Source organism: Kitasatospora sp. NPDC059827, from assembly GCF_042731675.1.
Lineage (GTDB): Bacteria > Actinomycetota > Actinomycetes > Streptomycetales > Streptomycetaceae > Kitasatospora.
Map to the genome: position 1 here is coordinate 1 of NZ_JBHWIV010000042.1, position 19,108 is coordinate 19,108.

Annotated in this window: 19 protein-coding genes; 11 read left to right on the top strand and 8 right to left on the bottom strand. The window is 72.8% G+C overall.

Annotation, left to right across the window (positions count from 1 at the left end):
* Positions 1-53: 53 nt before the first annotated feature.
* Entirely contained in the window at positions 54-407 is a 354-nt protein-coding gene (locus ACFV8H_RS24615) for an iron-sulfur cluster assembly accessory protein (RefSeq protein WP_375892557.1), read from the bottom strand.
* A 244-nt stretch (positions 408-651) separates the two neighbouring features.
* Between ACFV8H_RS24615 and ACFV8H_RS24620 the strand changes: the two genes are divergently transcribed.
* Positions 652-1,515, top strand: coding sequence for a GNAT family N-acetyltransferase (locus ACFV8H_RS24620; protein WP_380403641.1), 864 nt, complete (start codon positions 652-654; stop codon positions 1,513-1,515).
* Between the two features lie 83 nt (positions 1,516-1,598).
* Here ACFV8H_RS24620 and ACFV8H_RS24625 read toward each other — a convergent pair whose 3' ends face one another.
* Positions 1,599-2,966, bottom strand: coding sequence for a pyridoxal phosphate-dependent decarboxylase family protein (locus ACFV8H_RS24625; RefSeq protein WP_380403644.1), 1,368 nt, complete (start codon positions 2,964-2,966; stop codon positions 1,599-1,601).
* 194 nt (positions 2,967-3,160) lie between these two features.
* Positions 3,161-3,625, bottom strand: a complete 465-nt coding sequence (locus ACFV8H_RS24630; RefSeq protein ID WP_270147404.1) for an Lrp/AsnC family transcriptional regulator — start codon at positions 3,623-3,625, stop codon at positions 3,161-3,163.
* Positions 3,626-4,066: 441 nt separating this feature from the next.
* Between ACFV8H_RS24630 and nadA the strand changes: the two genes are divergently transcribed.
* Positions 4,067-5,251, top strand: a complete 1,185-nt coding sequence (nadA, locus tag ACFV8H_RS24635; RefSeq protein WP_380403647.1) for a quinolinate synthase NadA — start codon at positions 4,067-4,069, stop codon at positions 5,249-5,251.
* 79 nt (positions 5,252-5,330) lie between these two features.
* On the opposite strand, the gene ACFV8H_RS24640 is transcribed toward nadA, so the two are convergent.
* Together ACFV8H_RS24640 and ACFV8H_RS24645 are read right to left on the bottom strand one after the other, a co-directional pair.
* Positions 5,331-5,630, bottom strand: coding sequence for a hypothetical protein (locus ACFV8H_RS24640; protein ID WP_380403650.1), 300 nt, complete (start codon positions 5,628-5,630; stop codon positions 5,331-5,333).
* A 34-nt stretch (positions 5,631-5,664) separates the two neighbouring features.
* Positions 5,665-6,480, bottom strand: coding sequence for a PspA/IM30 family protein (locus ACFV8H_RS24645; RefSeq protein WP_375892566.1), 816 nt, complete (start codon positions 6,478-6,480; stop codon positions 5,665-5,667).
* Between the two features lie 301 nt (positions 6,481-6,781).
* On the opposite strand from ACFV8H_RS24645, the gene ACFV8H_RS24650 reads away from it, so the two are divergent.
* Positions 6,782-7,375 (top strand): DUF3043 domain-containing protein, encoded by a 594-nt coding sequence (locus ACFV8H_RS24650; protein ID WP_380403653.1) that lies wholly within the window; start codon positions 6,782-6,784, stop codon positions 7,373-7,375.
* 158 nt (positions 7,376-7,533) lie between these two features.
* Complete coding sequence (locus ACFV8H_RS24655) at positions 7,534-8,274, top strand: class I SAM-dependent methyltransferase (protein ID WP_375892686.1); 741 nt, start codon at positions 7,534-7,536, stop codon at positions 8,272-8,274.
* A gap of 10 nt (positions 8,275-8,284) precedes the next feature.
* Here ACFV8H_RS24655 and ACFV8H_RS24660 read toward each other — a convergent pair whose 3' ends face one another.
* On the bottom strand, positions 8,285-8,485 hold the full coding sequence (locus ACFV8H_RS24660; RefSeq protein WP_360227960.1) for a hypothetical protein: 201 nt from the start codon (positions 8,483-8,485) through the stop codon (positions 8,285-8,287).
* Between the two features lie 93 nt (positions 8,486-8,578).
* Here ACFV8H_RS24660 and cobU point away from each other — a divergent pair, with 93 nt between their 5' ends.
* From cobU to ACFV8H_RS24695, 7 genes are all read left to right on the top strand, one after another.
* Positions 8,579-9,163 carry a bifunctional adenosylcobinamide kinase/adenosylcobinamide-phosphate guanylyltransferase gene (cobU, locus tag ACFV8H_RS24665; protein ID WP_380403656.1) on the top strand — a complete coding sequence of 195 codons (585 nt, stop codon included), beginning with the start codon at positions 8,579-8,581 and terminating at the stop codon, positions 9,161-9,163.
* A gap of 11 nt (positions 9,164-9,174) precedes the next feature.
* Complete coding sequence (locus tag ACFV8H_RS24670) at positions 9,175-10,290, top strand: nicotinate-nucleotide--dimethylbenzimidazole phosphoribosyltransferase (protein ID WP_380403659.1); 1,116 nt, start codon at positions 9,175-9,177, stop codon at positions 10,288-10,290.
* 200 nt (positions 10,291-10,490) lie between these two features.
* Positions 10,491-11,282, top strand: coding sequence for an adenosylcobinamide-GDP ribazoletransferase (locus tag ACFV8H_RS24675; protein WP_380403752.1), 792 nt, complete (start codon positions 10,491-10,493; stop codon positions 11,280-11,282).
* 257 nt (positions 11,283-11,539) lie between these two features.
* Positions 11,540-13,045 carry a leucyl aminopeptidase gene (locus ACFV8H_RS24680; RefSeq protein ID WP_380403662.1) on the top strand — a complete coding sequence of 502 codons (1,506 nt, stop codon included), beginning with the start codon at positions 11,540-11,542 and terminating at the stop codon, positions 13,043-13,045.
* A gap of 406 nt (positions 13,046-13,451) precedes the next feature.
* The gene (lpdA, locus tag ACFV8H_RS24685) at positions 13,452-14,840 is read left to right on the top strand and encodes a dihydrolipoyl dehydrogenase (protein WP_363436169.1); all 1,389 of its coding nucleotides are present in this window, start codon (positions 13,452-13,454) and stop codon (positions 14,838-14,840) included.
* Positions 14,841-14,915: 75 nt separating this feature from the next.
* Positions 14,916-16,709: a 2-oxoglutarate dehydrogenase, E2 component, dihydrolipoamide succinyltransferase gene (sucB, locus tag ACFV8H_RS24690; RefSeq protein ID WP_380403665.1), complete on the top strand. Its 1,794-nt coding sequence runs from the start codon at positions 14,916-14,918 to the stop codon at positions 16,707-16,709.
* Positions 16,710-16,846: 137 nt separating this feature from the next.
* The gene (locus ACFV8H_RS24695; RefSeq protein ID WP_380403754.1) at positions 16,847-17,362 is read left to right on the top strand and encodes a DUF4240 domain-containing protein; all 516 of its coding nucleotides are present in this window, start codon (positions 16,847-16,849) and stop codon (positions 17,360-17,362) included.
* Positions 17,363-17,399: 37 nt separating this feature from the next.
* Here ACFV8H_RS24695 and ACFV8H_RS24700 read toward each other — a convergent pair whose 3' ends face one another.
* On the bottom strand, positions 17,400-18,488 hold the full coding sequence (locus tag ACFV8H_RS24700; protein WP_380403668.1) for a DUF2510 domain-containing protein: 1,089 nt from the start codon (positions 18,486-18,488) through the stop codon (positions 17,400-17,402).
* 108 nt (positions 18,489-18,596) lie between these two features.
* A complete protein-coding gene (locus tag ACFV8H_RS24705; RefSeq protein ID WP_380403671.1) occupies positions 18,597-19,097 on the bottom strand; it encodes a GNAT family N-acetyltransferase in 501 nt (166 codons plus the stop codon).
* Positions 19,098-19,108 lie beyond the last annotated feature (11 nt).

A 19,108-nucleotide genomic window follows, 5' to 3' on the forward strand; every position in this document is an offset into this window, starting at 1 on the left:
GCCCCGGGGAAATCCCCGGGGCCGCCTTCCGCGTTCGAGACCCGCCGTCAGCCTTAGCTGAACGAGTCGCCGCAGGCGCAGGAGCCGGTGGCGTTCGGGTTGTCGATCGTGAAGCCCTGCTTCTCGATGGTGTCGACGAAGTCGACGGTGGCGCCACCCAGGTACGGGGCGCTCATGCGGTCGGTGACGACCTTGACGCCACCGAAGTCCTTGAGCACGTCGCCGTCGAGCGAGCGCTCGTCGAAGAACAGCTGGTAACGCAGGCCGGAGCAGCCGCCGGGCTGGACGGCGACGCGCAGCGCGAGGTCCTCGCGGCCTTCCTGCTCCAGCAGGGCCTTGACCTTGGCCGCGGCGGCATCGGTGAGGAGGATGCCACTCTCGACGGTGGTCTCGTCCTGGACGGTCATCTGCTTTCTCCCGGTCTTGACGACGGTCTGCCGCCAGTGCCAACCACCGACCGCCCGGATTCATTTCCCGGACGGAGGGGGATTTCTACGGCCTGTTCGACGGCTGGTTCTCCGTGGGCCGGGCGCGTCACCCGGGCCTCTACGCTCCCCATGCTCGCACAACCGGGGCGGAGCGGGCACCGCCCGCGTCACGGATCCGGGCGAACGGGCCCCACGGCCGCCCGCCGGACGCCAGGATGGCGGCATGATCCTTCGCCAGGTCAGGGACACCGCAGCGGACGCGGAGGTCGTCCAGGAGGTGTCCCTCGCCGCGTTCGCCGGACCGTCCGACGACCCCGCCCGGCCGCCGCGACCGACGCCGCTGCAGCTCGCCCGGACCAGACACCTGGCGCGCACCGACCCCGGCGGCTGCTGGCTGGCCGAGAGCGGCGGGCAGGCGGTCGGGGTGGTGCTGTCGATGCGCCGCGAGGGCCTGTGGATGCCCTCGCTGTTCGCCGTCCGGCCGTCCGCCCGGGACCAGGGGGTCGGGCGGCTGCTGTTCGAGCGGGCCCTGGCGCACGCCCGGGGCTGCCTGCGCGGGATGGTCTGCGCCTCCGACTCCCCCGCGGCGGCCCGCCGCTACCGGCTGGCCGGCTTCACCCTGCACCCGGCGATGCGGCTGACCGGGCGGGTGGACCGGAACGGGCTGGTCGACCCCGGCGACATCCCGGTGCACCGCGGCAACACCACCCACCTGCACCTGCTGGACTCGGTGGACCGGCGGCTGCGCGGGTCCGCGCACGGCCCGGACCACGAGCTGATGCTCGGCCACTTCGAGGAGCTGCTGGTCGCCGACGCACTGGCCGGCAGCGGCTACTGCTACCGGGACGGCGGCACGGTGCGGCTGCTGGCGGCCACCAGCAAGCGGATCGCGGCCCGGCTGCTGCGCGAGGCGCTGGCCCGGGTGCCGGACGGGACCGAGGCGCGGGTGGAGTACCTGACCGCCGAGCAGGAGTGGGCGCTGGACGTCGGGCTGGAGGTCGGGCTGACGCCGGAGACCGGCGGCTTCGTCGGGGTGCGCGGGATGCGGCCGCCGACGCCGTACCTGCCCAGCGGGGCCTTCCTGTAGCCCGGCGGGGACGCGTACGGCCCCACCGGGCGGGCCGGTGGGGCCGAACGGACGAACGGACGAACGGGAGGACGGGGCCCGGATCAGGCCATGGTGTCCAGGATCTCCCGGACCATCTCCATGGTGGTGCCCGGGTGCAGGAAGGCGAAGCGGGCGACCGTCTCGCCGTCCCAGCCGGTCGGGGTGACGAAGCCGATCTGGTCCGCCAGCAGCTGCTGCGACCAGCGGTAGTAGTCGTCGTTGGTCCAGCCCTTGCGCTTGAAGCAGACCGCGGAGAGCTGCGGGTCGAACAGCAGCTCCAGGTGCTCGGTGTCGCGGATCAGCTGAGCGGTGTCCCGCGCCAGCTGGAGGCCGGTCTCGATGGCGTCGGTGTACGCCTGGACGCCGTGGACGGCCAGCGAGAACCAGAGCGGCAGGCCGCGGGCGCGCCGGGTCAGGTGGTAGGCGTAGTCGGTGGGGTTCCACTCGTCGCCGTCGGTGTGCAGGACGTCCAGGTAGGAGGCGTCCTGGGTGTGCACGGCGCGGGCGAGCTGCGGGTTGCGGTAGATCAGCGCGGCGCAGTCGAAGGGGGCGAACAGCCACTTGTGCGGGTCGATCACGAAGGAGTCGGCGTGCTCGATGCCGTTGTAGCGCTCGCGCACCGACGGGGCGAACAGGCCCGCGCCGCCGTAGGCGCCGTCCACGTGGAACCACAGGTCGCGCTCGCGGGCGACCTCGGCCAGGCCGGCCAGATCGTCGACGATGCCCTCGTTGGTGGTGCCGGCGGTGCCGACGACGGCGATCACCGTCTCCGGATTCGGGTCGGCGGCCAGGGCGGCGCGCAGCGCCTCGCCGGTGAAGCGCCGGTTCACGGTCGGGACCTTGAAGGCCTCGACACCGATGATGTTGAAGGTGTTCTTGACCGAGGAGTGCACCTGGTCGGCCACGGCTATCCGCAGCCGGGCCTCCGGACCGACGCCCAGTTTGCGGCGGGCGGTGTCACGGGCGACCACCAGGGCGGACAGGTTGCCCGCGGAGCCGCCGGAGACGAAGCAGCCGCCGGCCGAGGCGGGCATCCCGGCCCGGTCGGCGATCAGGCGCAGCACCTGGTTCTCGGCGGCGATGGCGCCCGCCGCCTCCAGCCAGGAGATGCCCTGCAGCGAGGCGCAGGAGACGACCATGTCGAACAGCAGCGCGGCCTTGGTCGGGGCGCACGGGATGAAGGACAGGTAGCGGGGGCTGTCGGCGGAGATGACCGCGCGGGACAGCTCGTGGTCGTACAGCTTGAGCACGTCGGCAGGGTTGTTGCCGTCCTGGTTGAGCAGGCCGGCCAACTGGGTGCGCAGGTGCTCGCCGTCACCGGGGTGGTCGAGCGGGACGGGGTCGTACTGCAGCCGCTCCCGCATGTAGTCGAAAACCAGGTCGACCAGTTCGTTGTCGGGCCGGTGCATGCGGTCGGGTGCTGCGGACACGGCTGTCCCTCTCGGCTGTGGGTGTCGGGGGGATCCGGTCGGCGGGACGCCTCACCGCGCTGACCGGACGTGATCAGCGTAGGCAGCGGGAGCGCTTCCCCGCGCGTCGGAACGCGGCTGGTCAGGCAGCTTTCGGGCGTCTTCGAGCAGGTCCGCGCAGATTTCCTGCGTGCCCCGGGCATCGGGTCGGGAGATCAGCCGATCAGCTGGGAGAGGACCACCGAGGAGCGGCTGCGCTGCACGCCGGGCTCGCGCCGGATGCGCTCGATGACGGCCTCCAGATGGCGCATGTCGGCGGCCCGCAGGTGCACCAGGGCGTCCGGGTCGCCGGTGACCGTCCAGGCGGCGACCACCTCGGGGAACTGGCGCAGGCTGGCGAGGATCTCCTCGGGGGCGGTCCGCTCGCGGCAGTAGACCTCGACGAAGGCCTCGGTCTGCCAGCCGAGCACGGCCGGGTCGAGCACCACGGTGAAGCCCCGCACCACGCCGCGCGCCCGGAGCCGGTCGATCCGGCGGCGCACGGCGGTGGCGGAGAGGTTCACCTGGAGGCCGATCTCGGCGTAGGAGGCGCGGCCGTCGCTGCCCAGGCGGGCGAGGAGCTGCCGGTCGGTCTCGTCCAGGTCCGCCCCGATCACCTCGTGCGCTCGGCTGCTGGTCATCGGTGCGGGGCTCCACGGGTCGTGCGATGGGGGTGGGGGGAGCGTCCCGGGCGGCAGGCGGTGCTGTCGCACCCGCCGGCGCCACTGCCGAAACGGTTCGCCACCCATTCTGGCGGATGACCTGAACGAGTTCATCGCGCGCGGATGACCGGGAGAAGGCCATCGGTCCACCCGGCGGGCGTCGATCGCCGTGCCCGCCGTCGACCGGAGGCCCTCCAACGCGGGCCGCCCGCGGGACGTCTTCGTGTTCATGGTCCAGCCGTGTCCGGGGCTTCGAAATATCGATTCGGCCACGGCAGGAAGCATCCGATCCGGCGAGCGGTTCTCGTCACATCGACAGGATGGCCATCGTCACTCTGACGCTAACCGGTTAGAATAGATAGTGTCAGATAGACGAAAAGGCCCCACCGCTCGTTCGGCCGCACAGAAGGGCACCCGCCCGTGACCACCACCATCACCGAGACCCACGGCGTCGACCCCACTCCGACGCCGCTCGCTCTGCTGCTGCTCGGCCGAGAGGCCGACCCGAACAGCGAGCGCGGCGTCGAGTGCCCCGGCGACCTCCCGCCGGCCTCGGACCCGAACCTCGTCGAGCGCGCCCGGGCGGCCAAGGCCGCACTGGGAGACCGCGTCTTCATCCTCGGCCACCACTACCAGCGCGACGAGGTGATCGAGTTCGCCGACGTCACCGGCGACTCCTTCAAGCTCGCCCGCGACGCCGCGGCCCGCCCGGAGGCCGAGTACATCGTCTTCTGCGGCGTGCACTTCATGGCCGAGTCCGCCGACATCCTCACCGGCGACCGCCAGCAGGTCGTGCTGCCGGACCTCGCGGCCGGCTGCTCGATGGCCGACATGGCCACCGCCGAGCAGGTCGCCGAGTGCTGGGACGTCCTGACCGACGCCGGCATAGCCGACGTGACCGTCCCGGTCTCGTACATGAACTCCTCCGCCGACATCAAGGCCTTCACCGGCAAGCACGGCGGCACCATCTGCACCTCCTCCAACGCCCAGCGGGCGCTGGAGTGGGCCTTCGAACAGGGCCAGAAGGTGCTCTTCCTGCCCGACCAGCACCTCGGCCGCAACACCGCGGTGCGGGACCTGGGCATGTCGCTGGACGACTGCGTCCTGTACAACCCGCACAAGCCCAACGGCGGCCTGACCGCCGAGCAGCTGCGCAACGCCAAGATGATCCTCTGGCGCGGGCACTGCTCGGTGCACGGCCGGTTCAGCCTGGACTCGGTGAACGACGTCCGCGAGCGGATCCCCGGCGTGACCGTCCTGGTGCACCCCGAGTGCAAGCACGAGGTGGTCGACGCCGCCGACATGGTGGGCTCGACCGAGTACATCATCAAGGCCCTGGACGCGGCCGAGCCCGGCTCCAAGTGGGCCATCGGCACCGAGCTGAACCTGGTCCGCCGCCTGGCCAAGGCGCACCCGGACAAGGAGATCGTCTTCCTGGACCGCACGGTCTGCTTCTGCTCGACCATGAACCGGATCGACCTGCCGCACCTGGTCTGGGCGCTGGAGTCGCTGGTCGAGGGCCGGGTGCCGAACGTGATCACGGTGGACCCGGAGACCGAGAAGTACGCCAAGGCCGCGCTGGACCGGATGCTGGCCCTGCCGTAACCGGAACCGAGTGACAGCGAAGGGCGGGTCCCCTCCACCTGGAGGGGACCCGCCCTTTCGTCTGGCAGCGGCCGCGCGGCTACTCGTACTCGGGGAAGCCCGGGATGACGCCCTCGCCCTCGGAGAGCAGGAGGGACCGGACCTCGTCGAGGGTCGCCTCGGCACTCGGCAGGATCAGCTCGGACGGCTCCAGCGAGTCGTCCGGAAGCCGGGTGCCGTACTGCTTCACGGCGTCCAGCAGCTTGCCGTAGGCCTGGCGAAAGGTGTTCTCGTCGCCGGACTCCACCGCGGTGAGCAGCTCGTCGTCGAGCTGGTTGAGCAGGTTCAGGTGGTCCTCGCCCACCTCGAACTGCCCCTCACCCATGACCCTCATGATCATGCTGCGCTTCTCCTGGTTCGTGGGTGGTTCCAGCTCACTTGTTGTAGTTGATCCGCGGGGTGTCCTGCGGGTGCGCGTCCTGCGGCTGCGGCTGCTGGGCCGGCTTGCCCTGCTCGATCGCGGCCGGACCGGCGGCGGGACCGCCGGACAGCTCGGCCTTCATCCGGGCGAGCTCCAACTCGACGTCGGAACCGCCGGCCACCCGCTCCAGCTCGGCCTCGATGTCGTCCTTGCGGCCGAGACCGCTGGCGTCGTCGAGCGCGCCGGAGGCCAGCAGCTCGTCGATCGCACCGGCCCGGGCCTGCATCTGCGCCGTCTTGTCCTCGGCACGCTGGATGGCCAGGCCGACGTCGCCCATCTCCTCCGAGATCCCGGAGAAGGACTCGGCGATGCGGGTCTGCGCCTGCGCCGCGGTGTAGGTGGCCTTGATGGTCTCCTTCTTGGTGCGGAAGGCGTCCACCTTGGCCTGGAGCCGCTGGGAGGCGAGCGTGAGCTTCTCCTCCTCGGCCTGCAGGGCCTGGTACTGCGTCTCCAGATCGGTGATCTGGGACTGCATGTTGGCCTTGCGGGTCAGCGCCTCGCGAGCGAGGTCCTCGCGGCCGAGGGAGAGCGCCTTGCGGCCCTGGTCCTCGTACTTCGCCGACTGCTGCTGGAGCTGGGTCAGCTGGAGTTCCAGGCGCTTGCGCGAGGTCGCGACGTCCGCGACGCCACGCCGTACCTTCTGCAGCAGTTCGAGCTGCTTCTGGTAGGAGTAGTCGAGCGTCTCACGGGGATCCTCCGCCCGGTCCAAGGCTTTGTTCGCCTTGGAGCGGAAGATCAGCCCCATACGCTTCATGATTCCGTCGCTCATGGGCCTCGGGTGCCCCCTTCTCCGGCCTGCGGTCTTAAATCTCGTTACCAGACACGACGAGTGTATGTGCAGCGAGCCCTTCGCCGCAGTGCACCTGCCTGCAACAAGACTGCTACAGCGACCAGGGGCAGATCCTCATCCCCCGGGTGGATCCGCCTCTCATCCTCCCCATACTCCATCCGATTGATCCCCTACGGGAAGAGCGAGGGGAACCCCGGTCCGAACGCGGCCGAACGGATCGATACGCGTTTGGGTCCGAGGGGACCCGTGGTCGCGGCGTCGCACCCCGTACGCTGGGGGTGTGTTCCGACGCCGTTCAGATGATGCCGCCGCCTCCGCCACCGTGCTGGAGGACGAGACGCCCCAGGCCCGCCACCCGCAGGCCAAGAAGGGCCGCCCCACCCCGAAGCGCAGCGAGGCCGAGGCCAACCGGCGCACCCGGGTCGTGGTGCCCAAGGACCGCAAGGAGGCCTCCCGCCAGGCGCGCGAGCGGATGCGCGGCGAGCGCGAGAAGCAGCGCCAGGCGCTGATCGACGGCGACGAGCGCCACCTGCCGGCCCGCGACAAGGGGCCGGTGCGCAAGTTCGCCCGCGACTACGTGGACTCCCGCTGGTCGCTCGCCGAGTTCTTCCTGCCGGCCGCCGTGGTCATCCTGGTGCTGAGCATCGTCAAGGTGCCCGCGCTGCAGCTGCTGTCCACGCTGCTGTTCCTGCTGTTCTTCGTCCTGGTGATTCTGGACTTCGTCCGCCTGGGCCTCGGCCTGCGCAAGCAGCTGGGCGAGCGCTTCGCCGGGCAGAACACCCGCGGCGTGGTCGCCTACGGCATCATGCGCACCCTGCAGATGCGCCGGCTGCGCCTGCCCAAGCCGCAGGTGCGGCGCGGGGAGAAGCCCTGACCGCCGAACCGGTGGACTCCGGCTGGGCCCCGCCTTCCTGGGAGGGGCCCGGCCTCTACGCACTGCCCGGGCAGGGGGACGGCGGCCACGACCGGCTCGGTCAGGAGCGTCGGCTGCCCTCCCGCAGCGGCTCCTTCGCCGGCGGCACCGCCGCCTGGCTGGACCGGCTCGGCGGACTGCGCAACTTCGTCCGGCAGGAGCTCGTCTCCCGGCAGCTCGCCGAGCAGCTCACCGGCCGCACCGCCCAGCGGGTCCTGGACATCGGCTGCGGACAGGGCACCCAGGCGCTGCGGCTGGCCCGGGCCGGCCACTACGTCACCGGGATCGACTCCGACCCGGTCGCGCTCGGCGTCGCCCAGGGGGCGCTCGCCGAGGAGCCGCCCGAGGTGCGCGGCCGGCTGCAGCTGCTCAGCGGCGACGGCCACCAGTGCGGGCGCTGGTTCGGCCCGCGCAGCTTCGACGTGGTGCTCTGCCACGGCGTCCTGATGTACCTGCCGGACCCGGACCCGATGATCGCCTCGCTGGCCCGGCTGCTGGCGCCGGGCGGGCTGCTCTCGCTGCTGGTGCGCAACGGCGACGCGCTCGCGCTGCGGCCCGCCGCCGCCGGGGACTGGCGGGCCGCCCTGCACGCCTTCGAGAGCGACCGGTACTACAACCGGCTCGGACTGGCCGCCCGGGCCGACCGGCTCGCCGACCTGACCGTCACCCTCTCCGAGGTCTCGGTGCCGGTCCGGCACTGGTACGGCGTCCGGGTCTTCACCGACAACGCGCCCGACGACGCCGCCCCACCGGTGGACGGGCGGCAGCTGGCCCAGCTGCTGGAGGCCGAGGACCGGGCCGGCCGCACCGACCCGTACCGGCAGGTCGCGGCGCTGCTGCACGTGATCGGCGCGAAGTGAGCCCCCGGGCTCAGCCCTCGTGCAGGCTCATCGAGTAGATCACCCGGTCGTCGTCCAGCAGGACGGCGTTGTCCACGCCCTCCTCGGCCAGCTGCTTCCAGCTCTCCCCGATCCAGGTCTCGGCGTCGCCCTGGCCGGCGAACTCCTCCTGCCCGAGGGTCGACGCCACCGCGCTGCCGTCCGCCTTCTCGTACCGCCACGTCCAGACCATGCCCGGCTCCTCCCACTGACGCTGCCTTGTGTGCTGCGCAGGTTAGCCTGCCCGGCCCGATCTTCCGTATGCCTGTCGGGCAGGATGGGCGGCATGGCGACCCACCTCCCGCTCCCCCGCACGCTGCTGCTCGGCGGCGCGCGCTCCGGCAAGTCCACCCGCGCCGAGCAGCTGCTCGCCGAGCACCCGGACGTCCTGTACGTGGCCACCGGCGGCACCCGGGACGGCGACGCCGAGTGGGCCCAGCGGGTCGCCCTGCACCGGGACCGCCGGCCGGCGAGCTGGCGCACCGCCGAGACCTGCGACCTGGAGGCCGTGCTCGCCGACGCCGACGACCCGGCGCCGGTGCTGGTCGACTGCCTGGCGCTGTGGCTGACCGCCGTGATGGACGCGTGCGACGCCTGGGACGACGAGGCCTGGGCGGCCGGCGGCGAGGCCGCGGTGCAGCGCCGCTGCGAGGCACTGGCCGCGGCCTGGGCCGCAACCCGGCGGACGGCCGTCGCGGTGAGCAACGAGGTCGGCATGGGCGTCGTCCCGGCGACCGCCGCCGGCCGCCGGTTCCGGGACACTCTCGGACGGCTCAACATGGCCGTGGCGGACGCCTCCGAGCGGGTCCTGCTGGTGGTCGCCGGACAGGTTCTGACGGTCAAGCCGAGCCCGCACACCTCCGCCGTGTAGCCTTCCGACCGATGGACACGACCGTGGATCTCGATACGTTCTCCTCGCTCGTCGAGCGCCCCGACGACAGCGCCCGACGGGCCGCCGAGGAACGCTGGCAGGAAGCCGGCCGACCGCGCGGCGGCCTGGGCAAGTTGGAGGAGCTGGGCAGCTGGCTGTCGTCCGTACAGGGGCGCTCCCCGGTGCGGCCGGTCTCGGCGCCCAAGGTGCTGCTGTTCGCCGCCGACCACGGCGTGGCCGCGCTCGGCGTCTCCCGGCTGCCCGCCGACGGCGGCACCGCGGCCCGGGTACGGGCGGTGCTCGACGGCAGCGCCCCGGTGGCCCGGCTGGCCGCGCGCTACGGCGCCGACGTGCGGGTCGTCGACCTCGCGGTGGACACCGACCCGGCGGACTTCCCGGACGAGGTGGTCGCCCACCGGATCCGGCGCGGCTCCGGCCGGATCGACGTCGAGGACGCGCTCACCCCGGAGGAGACCGTCCGGGCCTTCCGGGCCGGCATGGCGGTGGCCGACGAGGAGGCCGACACCGGCACCGACCTGGTGCTGCTCGGCGACCTCGGGGTCGGCTCCACCACGGTGGCCGCCGTCCTGGTCGGCGCGCTGTGCGGGACGGACGCGGCCGCGGTGTGCGGACGCGGCTCGGGCATCGACGACCGGGTGTGGATGGTCAAGTGCGCCACCATCCGGGACGCGCTGCGACGGGCCCGCCCGGTGCTCGGCGATCAGCTCGCGCTGCTCGGCGCCACCGGCGGGGCGGACTTCGCCGCGATCACCGGCTTCCTGCTCCAGGCCGCCGTCCGCCGGCTGCCGGTGGTGCTGGACGGCGTGGTCTCCTCGGCCTGCGCGCTGGTCGCGCAGCGGATCGCCTTCCGGTCGCCGGAGTGGTGGCGGGCCGGGCAGTCCAGCGGCGAGCCCGCCCAGGCGAAGGCGTACGACCGGCTCACCCTGACGCCGTTGCAGGACCAGGGGATCACCCTGGGCGAGGGCGTCGGCGCGGTGCTCGCGCTGCCGCTGCTCCAGGCCGCGGGCGACGCGCTCGCGGAGGAGGCGCCCCGGCCGTTCGTCCCCTCGGCGCCGAAGGAGCAGCCGAAGCTGCCGTCGGCCGCCGACCTGCTCAGGCGGCTGTAGCGGCTGTCGCGGCGGCGGGGTGTCGTCGGAGACCGGCTCCCGACCCCTGGCCCCCCGCTTCGCGCGACTCCCCGCGCCCCTTCCTCGGGGCGCGGGGATTCTGCTGTGTCGGCGGCGGGGCCCGGACGCGGGTCCGGTTCGGGTGCGGTTCGGGTCCGGTTCCGGTGCGTTCCGGTGCGGTGGAGGAGTGGGTGGGAGCGATGGCCGACGGCGACGAGCGGGCGACGTGGGGCGAAGGGCTGCGGTTCGCGTTCGGGACGCTGTCGGTGCTGCGAGTGCGGGTCGAGCGGTGGGACCGGGCCGCGGCGGCCCGGGCGATGACGGCGGCCCCGGTGGTCGGCCTGGTCCTGGGCGCGATCGCGGCCGGGGCCGGCGCCCTGGTGGCCTGGCGGGCGGGCGGGCTGCTCGCCGCGGTGACGGCGGTGGGGGTGCTCGCCGCGCTGACCAGGGGGCTGCACCTGGACGGCCTGGCGGACGTCGCCGACGGCCTGGGCAGCGGCAAACCGGCCGAGGACGCGCTGCGGATCATGAAGCAGTCCGACATCGGCCCGTTCGGCGTGCTGACCCTGCTGCTGGTGCTGCTCGCCCAGGTCGCCGCCCTGGCCGGGCAGTTCGGGCAGTCGACGCCGCGCGGCGCCCTCGCGGTGCTCGCCTCGGCGGTGGCCGCGCGCTGCGCGCTGGCCTGGGGCTGCCTGCGGTCGGTGCCGGCCGCGCGCCCGGGCGGGCTGGGGGCGATGGTGGCGAGCACCGTCGCGCCCGCGGCGGCCGCCATCGGGACGCTGGCCGCCGCGCTCGTCGTGGCCGCGCCCGGACTGTTCGACGGATGGTCAGCCCTGCGCCTCCCGCTGGCCGTTGTGCTCGGCGTCGGCTGCGCCCGGCTGCTGCTCACGCGGTGCGTGCGCCGGTTCGGCGGAATCACCGGGGACGTGCTCGGCGCGACGGCCGAGACCGCCGCCACCGGGACGCTGTTCGCCCTGGCGTTGCTCGGCTGACACCGGGCGGCGCGTGATCCCACCATGCGGACTACCATGCGTGGAGCACCGCAGCCCTGCACCGTGGCAGGTCCTGCCCGCCCGGCGCGCACCGAGGAGCCGGGGCCTCTGGTGTGCGCGGCCGCTCCGGCGGGCGCGCGCGCCAGGGGGCCCGGACCCGCAGGGCCCGCCGGCGGACGGCCTGCGACGGCGGGCTGCGCCGGTGCGGCAGTCACGCCGCGACCGGCCGTGGACCGCGAAAGAACAGGACGCATTACGTGACTGCATTGTCTGTGAGCACCTCCTCCGCCGCCTCGCTGCGCGCGGACGCCCTGGTGGTCGGTGTCGCGAAGGGCCCCAAGGGGATCGTGCTGGCCCCCGGTGCCGAGGCCGTGAACGAGGCGTTCGAGGGCAAGCTGGCCGAGATCCTCGGCACCCTGGGCGCGACCGGTGCCGAGGGCGAGACCGTCAAGGTCGCCTCCCCCGCCGGTCTCAAGGCCGCGCTCGTGCTCGCGGTCGGCCTCGGCGAGGCGGCCGAGGACGGCTACGGCCTGGAGGCGCTGCGCCGCGCCGCCGGTGTCGCCGCCCGCGCCCTGGCCGGCGTCAAGAAGGCCGCGCTGGCCCTGCCGGCCGAGTCCGCGGAGGAGGTCGAGGCGGTCGCGCTCGGCAGCCTGCTCGGCTCGTACGCCTTCGGCACCTACAAGGGCAACGGCAACGGCAAGGAGCCGGTCGGCGAGCTGGTCCTGCTGACCGTCCGCAAGGGCAGCAAGGACGCCAAGGCCGCCGTGGAGCGGGCCACCGCGATCGGCGAGGAGATGAACCGCGCCCGCGACCTGGTCAACACCGCGCCGAACGACCTGAACCCGAAGAGCTTCGCCGCGATCGCCCAGGCGGCCGGCAAGGAGCACGGCCTCAAGGTCGAGGTCCTGGACGAGAAGGCGCTGACCAAGGGCGGCTTCGGCGGCCTGCTGGGCGTCGGCAACGGCTCGACCAACCCGCCGCGGCTGGTGAAGGTGGCCTACACCCACCCGAAGGCGAAGGCGACCCTGGCCTTCATCGGCAAGGGCATCACCTACGACTCGGGCGGCATCTCGCTCAAGCCGGCCGGCCACAACGAGACCATGAAGTGCGACATGGCCGGCGCCGCCGCCGTGTTCGCCGCCGTGGTGGCCGCCAAGCGCCTGGGCCTGACCGTCAACGTCACCGCCTGGCTCGCGCTGGCCGAGAACATGCCGTCCGGCTCCGCCACCCGCCCGGGTGACGTGCTGCGCATGTACGGCGGCAAGACCGTCGAGGTGCTGAACACGGACGCCGAGGGCCGCCTGGTGCTGGCCGACGCGATCGTCAAGGCCGGCGAGGAGAACCCGGACGTCATCGTCGACGTGGCGACCCTGACCGGCGCCATGGTGCTGGCCCTGGGCACCCGCACCTTCGGTGTGATGGCCAACAACGACGAGCTGCGCGACAACCTGCACGCCCTCGCGGGCGAGGTGGGCGAGCAGTCCTGGCCGATGCCGCTGCCGGCCGAGCTCAAGAAGGGCATGACCGACTCGACCATCGCCGACCTGGCCAACATGGGCGAGCGGATGGGCGGCGGCCTGGTGGCCGGCCTGTTCCTCCAGGAGTTCGTGGCCGAGGGCATCGACTGGGCGCACCTGGACATCGCCGGCCCGGCGTTCCACGAGAGCGCCCCGTTCGGCTACACCCCGAAGGGCGGCACCGCGAGCGCGGTGCGCACCCTGGTCCGGTTCGCGGAGCAGACCGCGGCCAACGGCAAGGCCTGATCCGAGCGGATCCCGACCCCGACGGGGGCCCGGCGCGCGTGCGCCGGGCCCCCGTCGGCGTTCCCGCACGGGTTACCTGCGAGTAGGCGCGGACACCCCACCGCACCTCTGTTCGCCACGGGCGAAACTTTGTTCCGCACTGCGGAAGAGGTGGCACCGAAGCGGGCGGAAGACGCCCGTCCGGCGGCTGTCAACAAGGCCTTGAGCTGCGATGATGCCCTTCCGTCGGGGGTGTTCCCGCCCCGGTGACCACTCCGTGGGACACCCCTGGGGTGGACCCGGACATCAGCCACCGCGAACAAGTGCGAAGATGTATTTCCGGCACGACTGGGCGCCTCACAAAGGCTTCCGACCCACCGGACCGCGACCGGCCCGGCGACCCACCCCATTGCATGGAGGACGTGACGTGGCGAACGACGCCAGCACCGTTTTCGACGTAGTCATTCTCGGAGGCGGAAGCGGCGGTTACGCCGCGGCGCTCCGCGCCGCTCAGCTGGGTCTGAGCGTCGCCCTGGTCGAGAAGGGCGAGCTGGGCGGCACCTGCCTGCACCGCGGCTGCATCCCGACCAAGGCCCTGCTGCACGCGGCCGAGATCGCGGACGAGACGAAGGAGGCCGCCGAGTTCGGCGTGCTGGCCACCTTCCAGGGCATCGACATCAACGGCGTCCACAAGTACAAGGACGACGTCATCGCCGGCCTGTACAAGGGCCTCCAGGGCCTGGTGGCCTCGCGCAAGGTCACCTTCATCCAGGGCGCGGGCAAGCTCTCCTCGCAGACCTCGGTCGACGTGAACGGCCAGCGCATCGAGGGCCGCCACATCGTCCTCGCCACCGGTTCGGTGCCGCGCTCGATCCCGGGCCTGGAGATCGACGGCAACCGCGTGATCTCCTCGGACCACGCCCTCAAGCTCGACCGGATCCCGAAGTCGGTCGTCATCCTCGGCGGCGGCGTCATCGGCGTCGAGTTCGCCTCGGTCTGGAAGTCCTTCGGCGTCGAGGTCACCATCGTCGAGGCGCTGCCGCACCTCGTCCCGCTGGAGGACGAGAACTCCTCCAAGCTGCTGGAGCGCGCCTTCCGCAAGCGCGGCATCAAGTTCGAGCTCAAGGCCCGCTTCTCGGGCGTCGAGTACACCGAGTCCGGTGTCCGCGTCTCCACCGAGAACGGCAAGCAGATCGACGCCGACCTGCTGCTCGTCGCCATCGGCCGCGGCCCGGTCTCGGCCGGCCTCGGCTACGAGGAGAACGGCGTCGCGATGGACCGCGGCTACGTCCTGGTCGACGAGTACATGCGCACCAACGTGCCCACCATCTCCGCCGTCGGCGACCTCGCCCCGACCCTGCAGCTGGCCCACGTCGGCTTCGCCGAGGGCATCCTGGTCGCCGAGCGCCTGGCCGGCCTCAAGCCGGTGCCGATCGACTACGACGGCGTCCCGCGCGTGACCTACTCCAACCCGGAGGTCGCCTCCGTCGGCATCTCCGAGGCCAAGGCCGTCGAGCTGTACGGCAAGGAGAAGGTCGTCACCCTCAAGTACAACCTGGCCGGCAACGGCAAGAGCAAGATCCTGAAGACCGCCGGCGAGATCAAGCTCGTCCAGGTCAAGGACGGCGCCGTGGTCGGCGTCCACATGGTCGGCGCCCGCATGGGCGAGCAGGTCGGCGAAGCCCAGCTGATCTACAACTGGGAGGCCCTGCCGGCCGAGGTCGCGCAGCTGATCCACGCGCACCCGACCCAGTCCGAGGCCCTGGGCGAGGCGCACCTGGCGCTGGCCGGCAAGCCGCTGCACGCGCACGACTGATCGCGCCCACCACCCCCCTTTTCCGGTACTTCCCGTACTTCCCGTACGCAAGACTTGATAGGAGTCGCTGAAACCATGGCGGTCTCAGTAACACTGCCCGCGCTGGGCGAGAGCGTTTCCGAGGGCACTGTCACCCGCTGGCTCAAGGCCGAGGGTGAGCGTGTCGAGGTCGACGAGCCGCTGCTCGAGGTCTCGACCGACAAGGTCGACACCGAGATCCCGGCCCCGGCTTCCGGCATCCTCTCCTCGATCAAGGTCGGCGAGGACGAGACCGTCGAGGTCGGCGCCGAGCTGGCGATCATCGACGACGGCACCGGTGCCCCGGCCGCCGCCCCGGCCCCCGTGGTCGAGGCCGCGCCGGTCGCCGCCCCGGCTCCCGTTGCCGCGCCGGCTCCGGTCGCCGAGGCCCCGGCTGCTCCGGCTGCCGCTCCGGCCGCCGCTGCTGCTCCGGCCGGCGACGCCACCCCGGTGCTGCTGCCCGCTCTGGGCGAGTCGGTCACCGAGGGCACCGTCACCCGCTGGCTCAAGGCCGAGGGTGAGACGGTCGAGGTCGACGAGCCGCTGCTCGAGGTCTCCACCGACAAGGTCGACACCGAGATCCCGTCGCCGGTCGCCGGCGTCGTCGTCAAGATCCTGGTCGCCGAGGACGAGACCGCCGAGGTCGGCGCCCAGCTCGCGCTGATCGGTGCCCCGGGTGCCGCCGCTGCCGCTCCGGCTCCGGTCGCTGCCCCGGCCCCGGTGGCCGCTCCGGCTCCGGTCGCCCCGGTCGCTGCCCCGGCTCCGGTTGCTGCCCCGGCTCCGGTTGCCGCTCCGGCTCCCGTTGCCCCGGTCGCTGCCCCGGCCCCGGTCGCCCCGGTCGCCGCTCCGGCTCCCGTTGCCGCTCCGGCTCCGGTCGCCGCCCCGGCCCCCGTCGCCGCTCCGGCCGCCCCGGTGGCCGACGCCGGTGACGCCTACGTCACCCCGCTGGTGCGCAAGCTCGCCGCCGAGCACGGCGTCGCGCTGTCCTCCGTCGCCGGCACCGGCGTCGGCGGCCGCATCCGCAAGCAGGACGTCATCGCCGCCGCGGAGGCCGCCAAGGCCGCCCCGGCCCCGGTCGCCGCCGCCGCTCCGGCCGCCGCCGCGCCGAAGGCCGTCTCCGCTCCGTCCGCCCTGCGCGGCCAGACGGTCAAGATGACCCGCATGCGCAAGGTCATCGGCGACAACATGATGAAGGCCCTGCACGAGCAGGCCCAGCTGACCAGCGTGGTCGAGGTGGACGTCACCAAGATCATGTCGCTGCGCGCCAAGGCCAAGGAGGGCTTCCTGGCCCGCGAGGGCGTCAAGCTCTCCCCGATGCCGTTCTTCGTGAAGGCCGCCGCCCAGGCGCTCAAGGTCCACGCGGTCGTCAACGCGCGGATCAACGACGCCGAGGGCACCATCACCTACTTCGACACCGAGAACATCGGCATCGCGGTGGACTCCGAGAAGGGTCTGATGACCCCGGTCATCAAGGGTGCGGGCGACCTCAACATCGCCGGCATCTCGAAGAAGACCGCCGAGCTGGCCACCAAGGTCCGCGACAGCAAGATCACCCCGGACGAGCTGTCCGGCGCCACCTTCACGATCAGCAACACCGGTTCGCGCGGTGCCCTGTTCGACACCGTGATCGTGCCGCCGAACCAGGCCGCCATCCTGGGCATCGGTGCCACCGTCAAGCGCCCGGTGGTCATCGAGGCCGACGGCGGCACCGCCATCGGCATCCGTGACATGACCTACCTGTCGCTCTCCTACGACCACCGCCTGGTGGACGGCGCCGACGCCGCCCGCTACCTGGTCGCGGTCAAGGAGATCCTGGAGGCCGGCGAGTTCGAGGTCGAGCTCGGCCTGTAAGGCAGCGCGACCGCAGCACGGTCGTACGGAGCCCCGTGTCGTCCCCGGACGGCGCGGGGCTCCGCCGCTCCCGGGATGCGGTTCCCGCCGGGTCATGGCATGCGTGGAGACGACGGAAAAGGGATGCTTGAGCGGTGATGGACGAGACGGACTTCTGGCAGATCATCGACGACACCTGGGAGGCCGCCGACGGCGATCCCGACGAACAGGCCGACCGGCTGGTGGAGCGCCTCGCCCAGCTGACCCCCGACGACGTGATCGACTTCGGTCGGCTGTTCGAGGCCCGGTTCCAGCGCGCCTACCGCTACGACCTGTGGGGGGCGGCCCACCTGCTGCTGGACGGCGCCTCGGAGGACACCTTCGACTACTTCCGCTGCTGGCTGATCGGCCAGGGCCGGGAGGTCTTCGAGGGCGGGCTGGCCGAACCGGACGACCTGGCGGACCTGCTGCCCGAGTTCGACGAGGAGGAGGACGGCGAGGCCGAGGACCTCGGCTTCGCCGCCGACGAGGCGTACGAGCAGCTGACCGGCCTGCCGCTGCCCGAGGTGGGCGGGCGGCAGGCGGGGCGGCCGACCGGGGCGTTCCTGGACTTCGACGACCCGGACGTGATGGCGAAGCGCTTCCCCAAGCTCTGGGAGCGGTACGGGGATTAGGGGGTGTCTGACACCTCCTACGGCCGCGCCGCGTGGATCAGGTGCTGCTGCCGGCGGAGCCGTCCTGCTTGATGCCCTTGAGGATCTGGTCCAGCACCGCGGGGTCCGGCGCGGCCGGGTCGTCGTCCACGCCGCCCTCGAAGATCACGTAGCCGCCGCCCTTGGCCGGGACGGCGGCCAGCAGGACGTAGCCCTGGGTGCCGTCCGAGGTGCGGACGTGCCAGCGGGTGGCGTAGCCGAGCACACCGGCGACGGAGACGTAGCCGGAACCGGAGTCGGTGTGCGAGGTGATCCCGGAGAAGATCGTCCCGGCGTAGGTCGGCATCGCCGCGTCGGCGGCCCCCTTGGGGGTGTCGCCCTGGACGGTGTCCTTCTCGATCGAGAACTGGCCGCGGATGCAGGAGTTGCCGTCGGCGCAGGAGTAGCGGCCGCTGCCGAGGTAGACGGTGGAGTGCGTGGAGTTGGTCGCCGCGTCCCAGCCGTCGAGGACCGGGACGGTGATCGCGTGCTGCGGGTCCGGGACGGTGCTCTTGACCGACGGGACGGGCTTGGGGGCGGGCGTGCTCCGGGTCGGGGTGGGGCTCGGCGTGGGGCCGTCGCTCTGGGTGACGGTGACCGTGGGGTTGGGGGTCGGGTCGGCCTTGGTGTCCCCGCCGCCGCTGAGCGTGAGCCCGGCGATGATCCCGCCGACGACCAGCACGGCGACCGAGATGCCGACGATCACGCCGGTGCGGTTCTTCGCGGGGGCGGGCGGCGGGTAGCCGTAGCCGGCGCCCGGGTAGGCCTCCTGGCCGGGGTAGGCCGGCTGGCCCGGGTACTGCTGCGGGCCGGCGTACGGGCCCTGGCCGGGGTAGCCGTAGCCGGGCGACTGGACCGCGTCCTGCGCCGGGTAGCCGTAGCCGGGGGCGGGTGAGCCGCTCTGCGCGGGGTAGCCGTAGCCGGCCTGCGGCGGCTGCGGGGTGGGCGGCTGCCAGCCCTGGGTCGGGGCGTCGGCGAGCTGTCCGCCGGGGGCCCGGAGCGGCCGGACCTCGGCGGTCCAGGCGTTGCCGTCCCACCAGCGCTCGTGACCGGGGGTGCCGTCCGCACCCGGGACCGGGTACCACCCGGGAGGCGTCGAGTTGCTCACGGGCGTACGGTACCCGGCGGGGCGCCGCTCCAGACAGGCAGGTACGTCACGACTGCGCCGCAACTGTTCTGACGGGTCGTCAGACGATCGGGTGGCGGTTCGGGCGGCTCAGCCGGCCAGTCGGCGGGCCATCCACACGTCGTCCACGTACTGCCCGTCGATCAGGAACTCCTCGGCCAGCGTGCCCTCGACCGTGAAGCCGCAGCTCTCGTACAGCCGGCGGGCCGGGGCGTTCCAGCCGAGCACCCGGAGGGTCAGCTTGCGGGCGCCGAGGGCCCGGGCGTGCTCGCAGGCCGCCTCGACCAGCCGTCGGCCGATGCCCCGGCCGCGCACCGTGCCGTCGACGGCCAGGCCCTGGATCTGCCGGACGTGCCGGTTGACGGCCAGCGGGGTCGCCGGGACCTGGCGGACGTAGCCGACGATCCGGCCGTCCAGGATGGCGAGCAGGAACTGGTCGGGGGTGTGGCCCTCGTCGAAGACCCGTTTCCCGACGGGCGGCTCGGGGGCGACGTCGGAGAGGGTGGACCAGGCGGCACGGTCGAGCTCGGCGAGCCCGCGCTCGTCCTCGGGGCGGGCCGGGCGGATGATCAGATCGTCTTCGCGGGTCATGCCGCGTGATG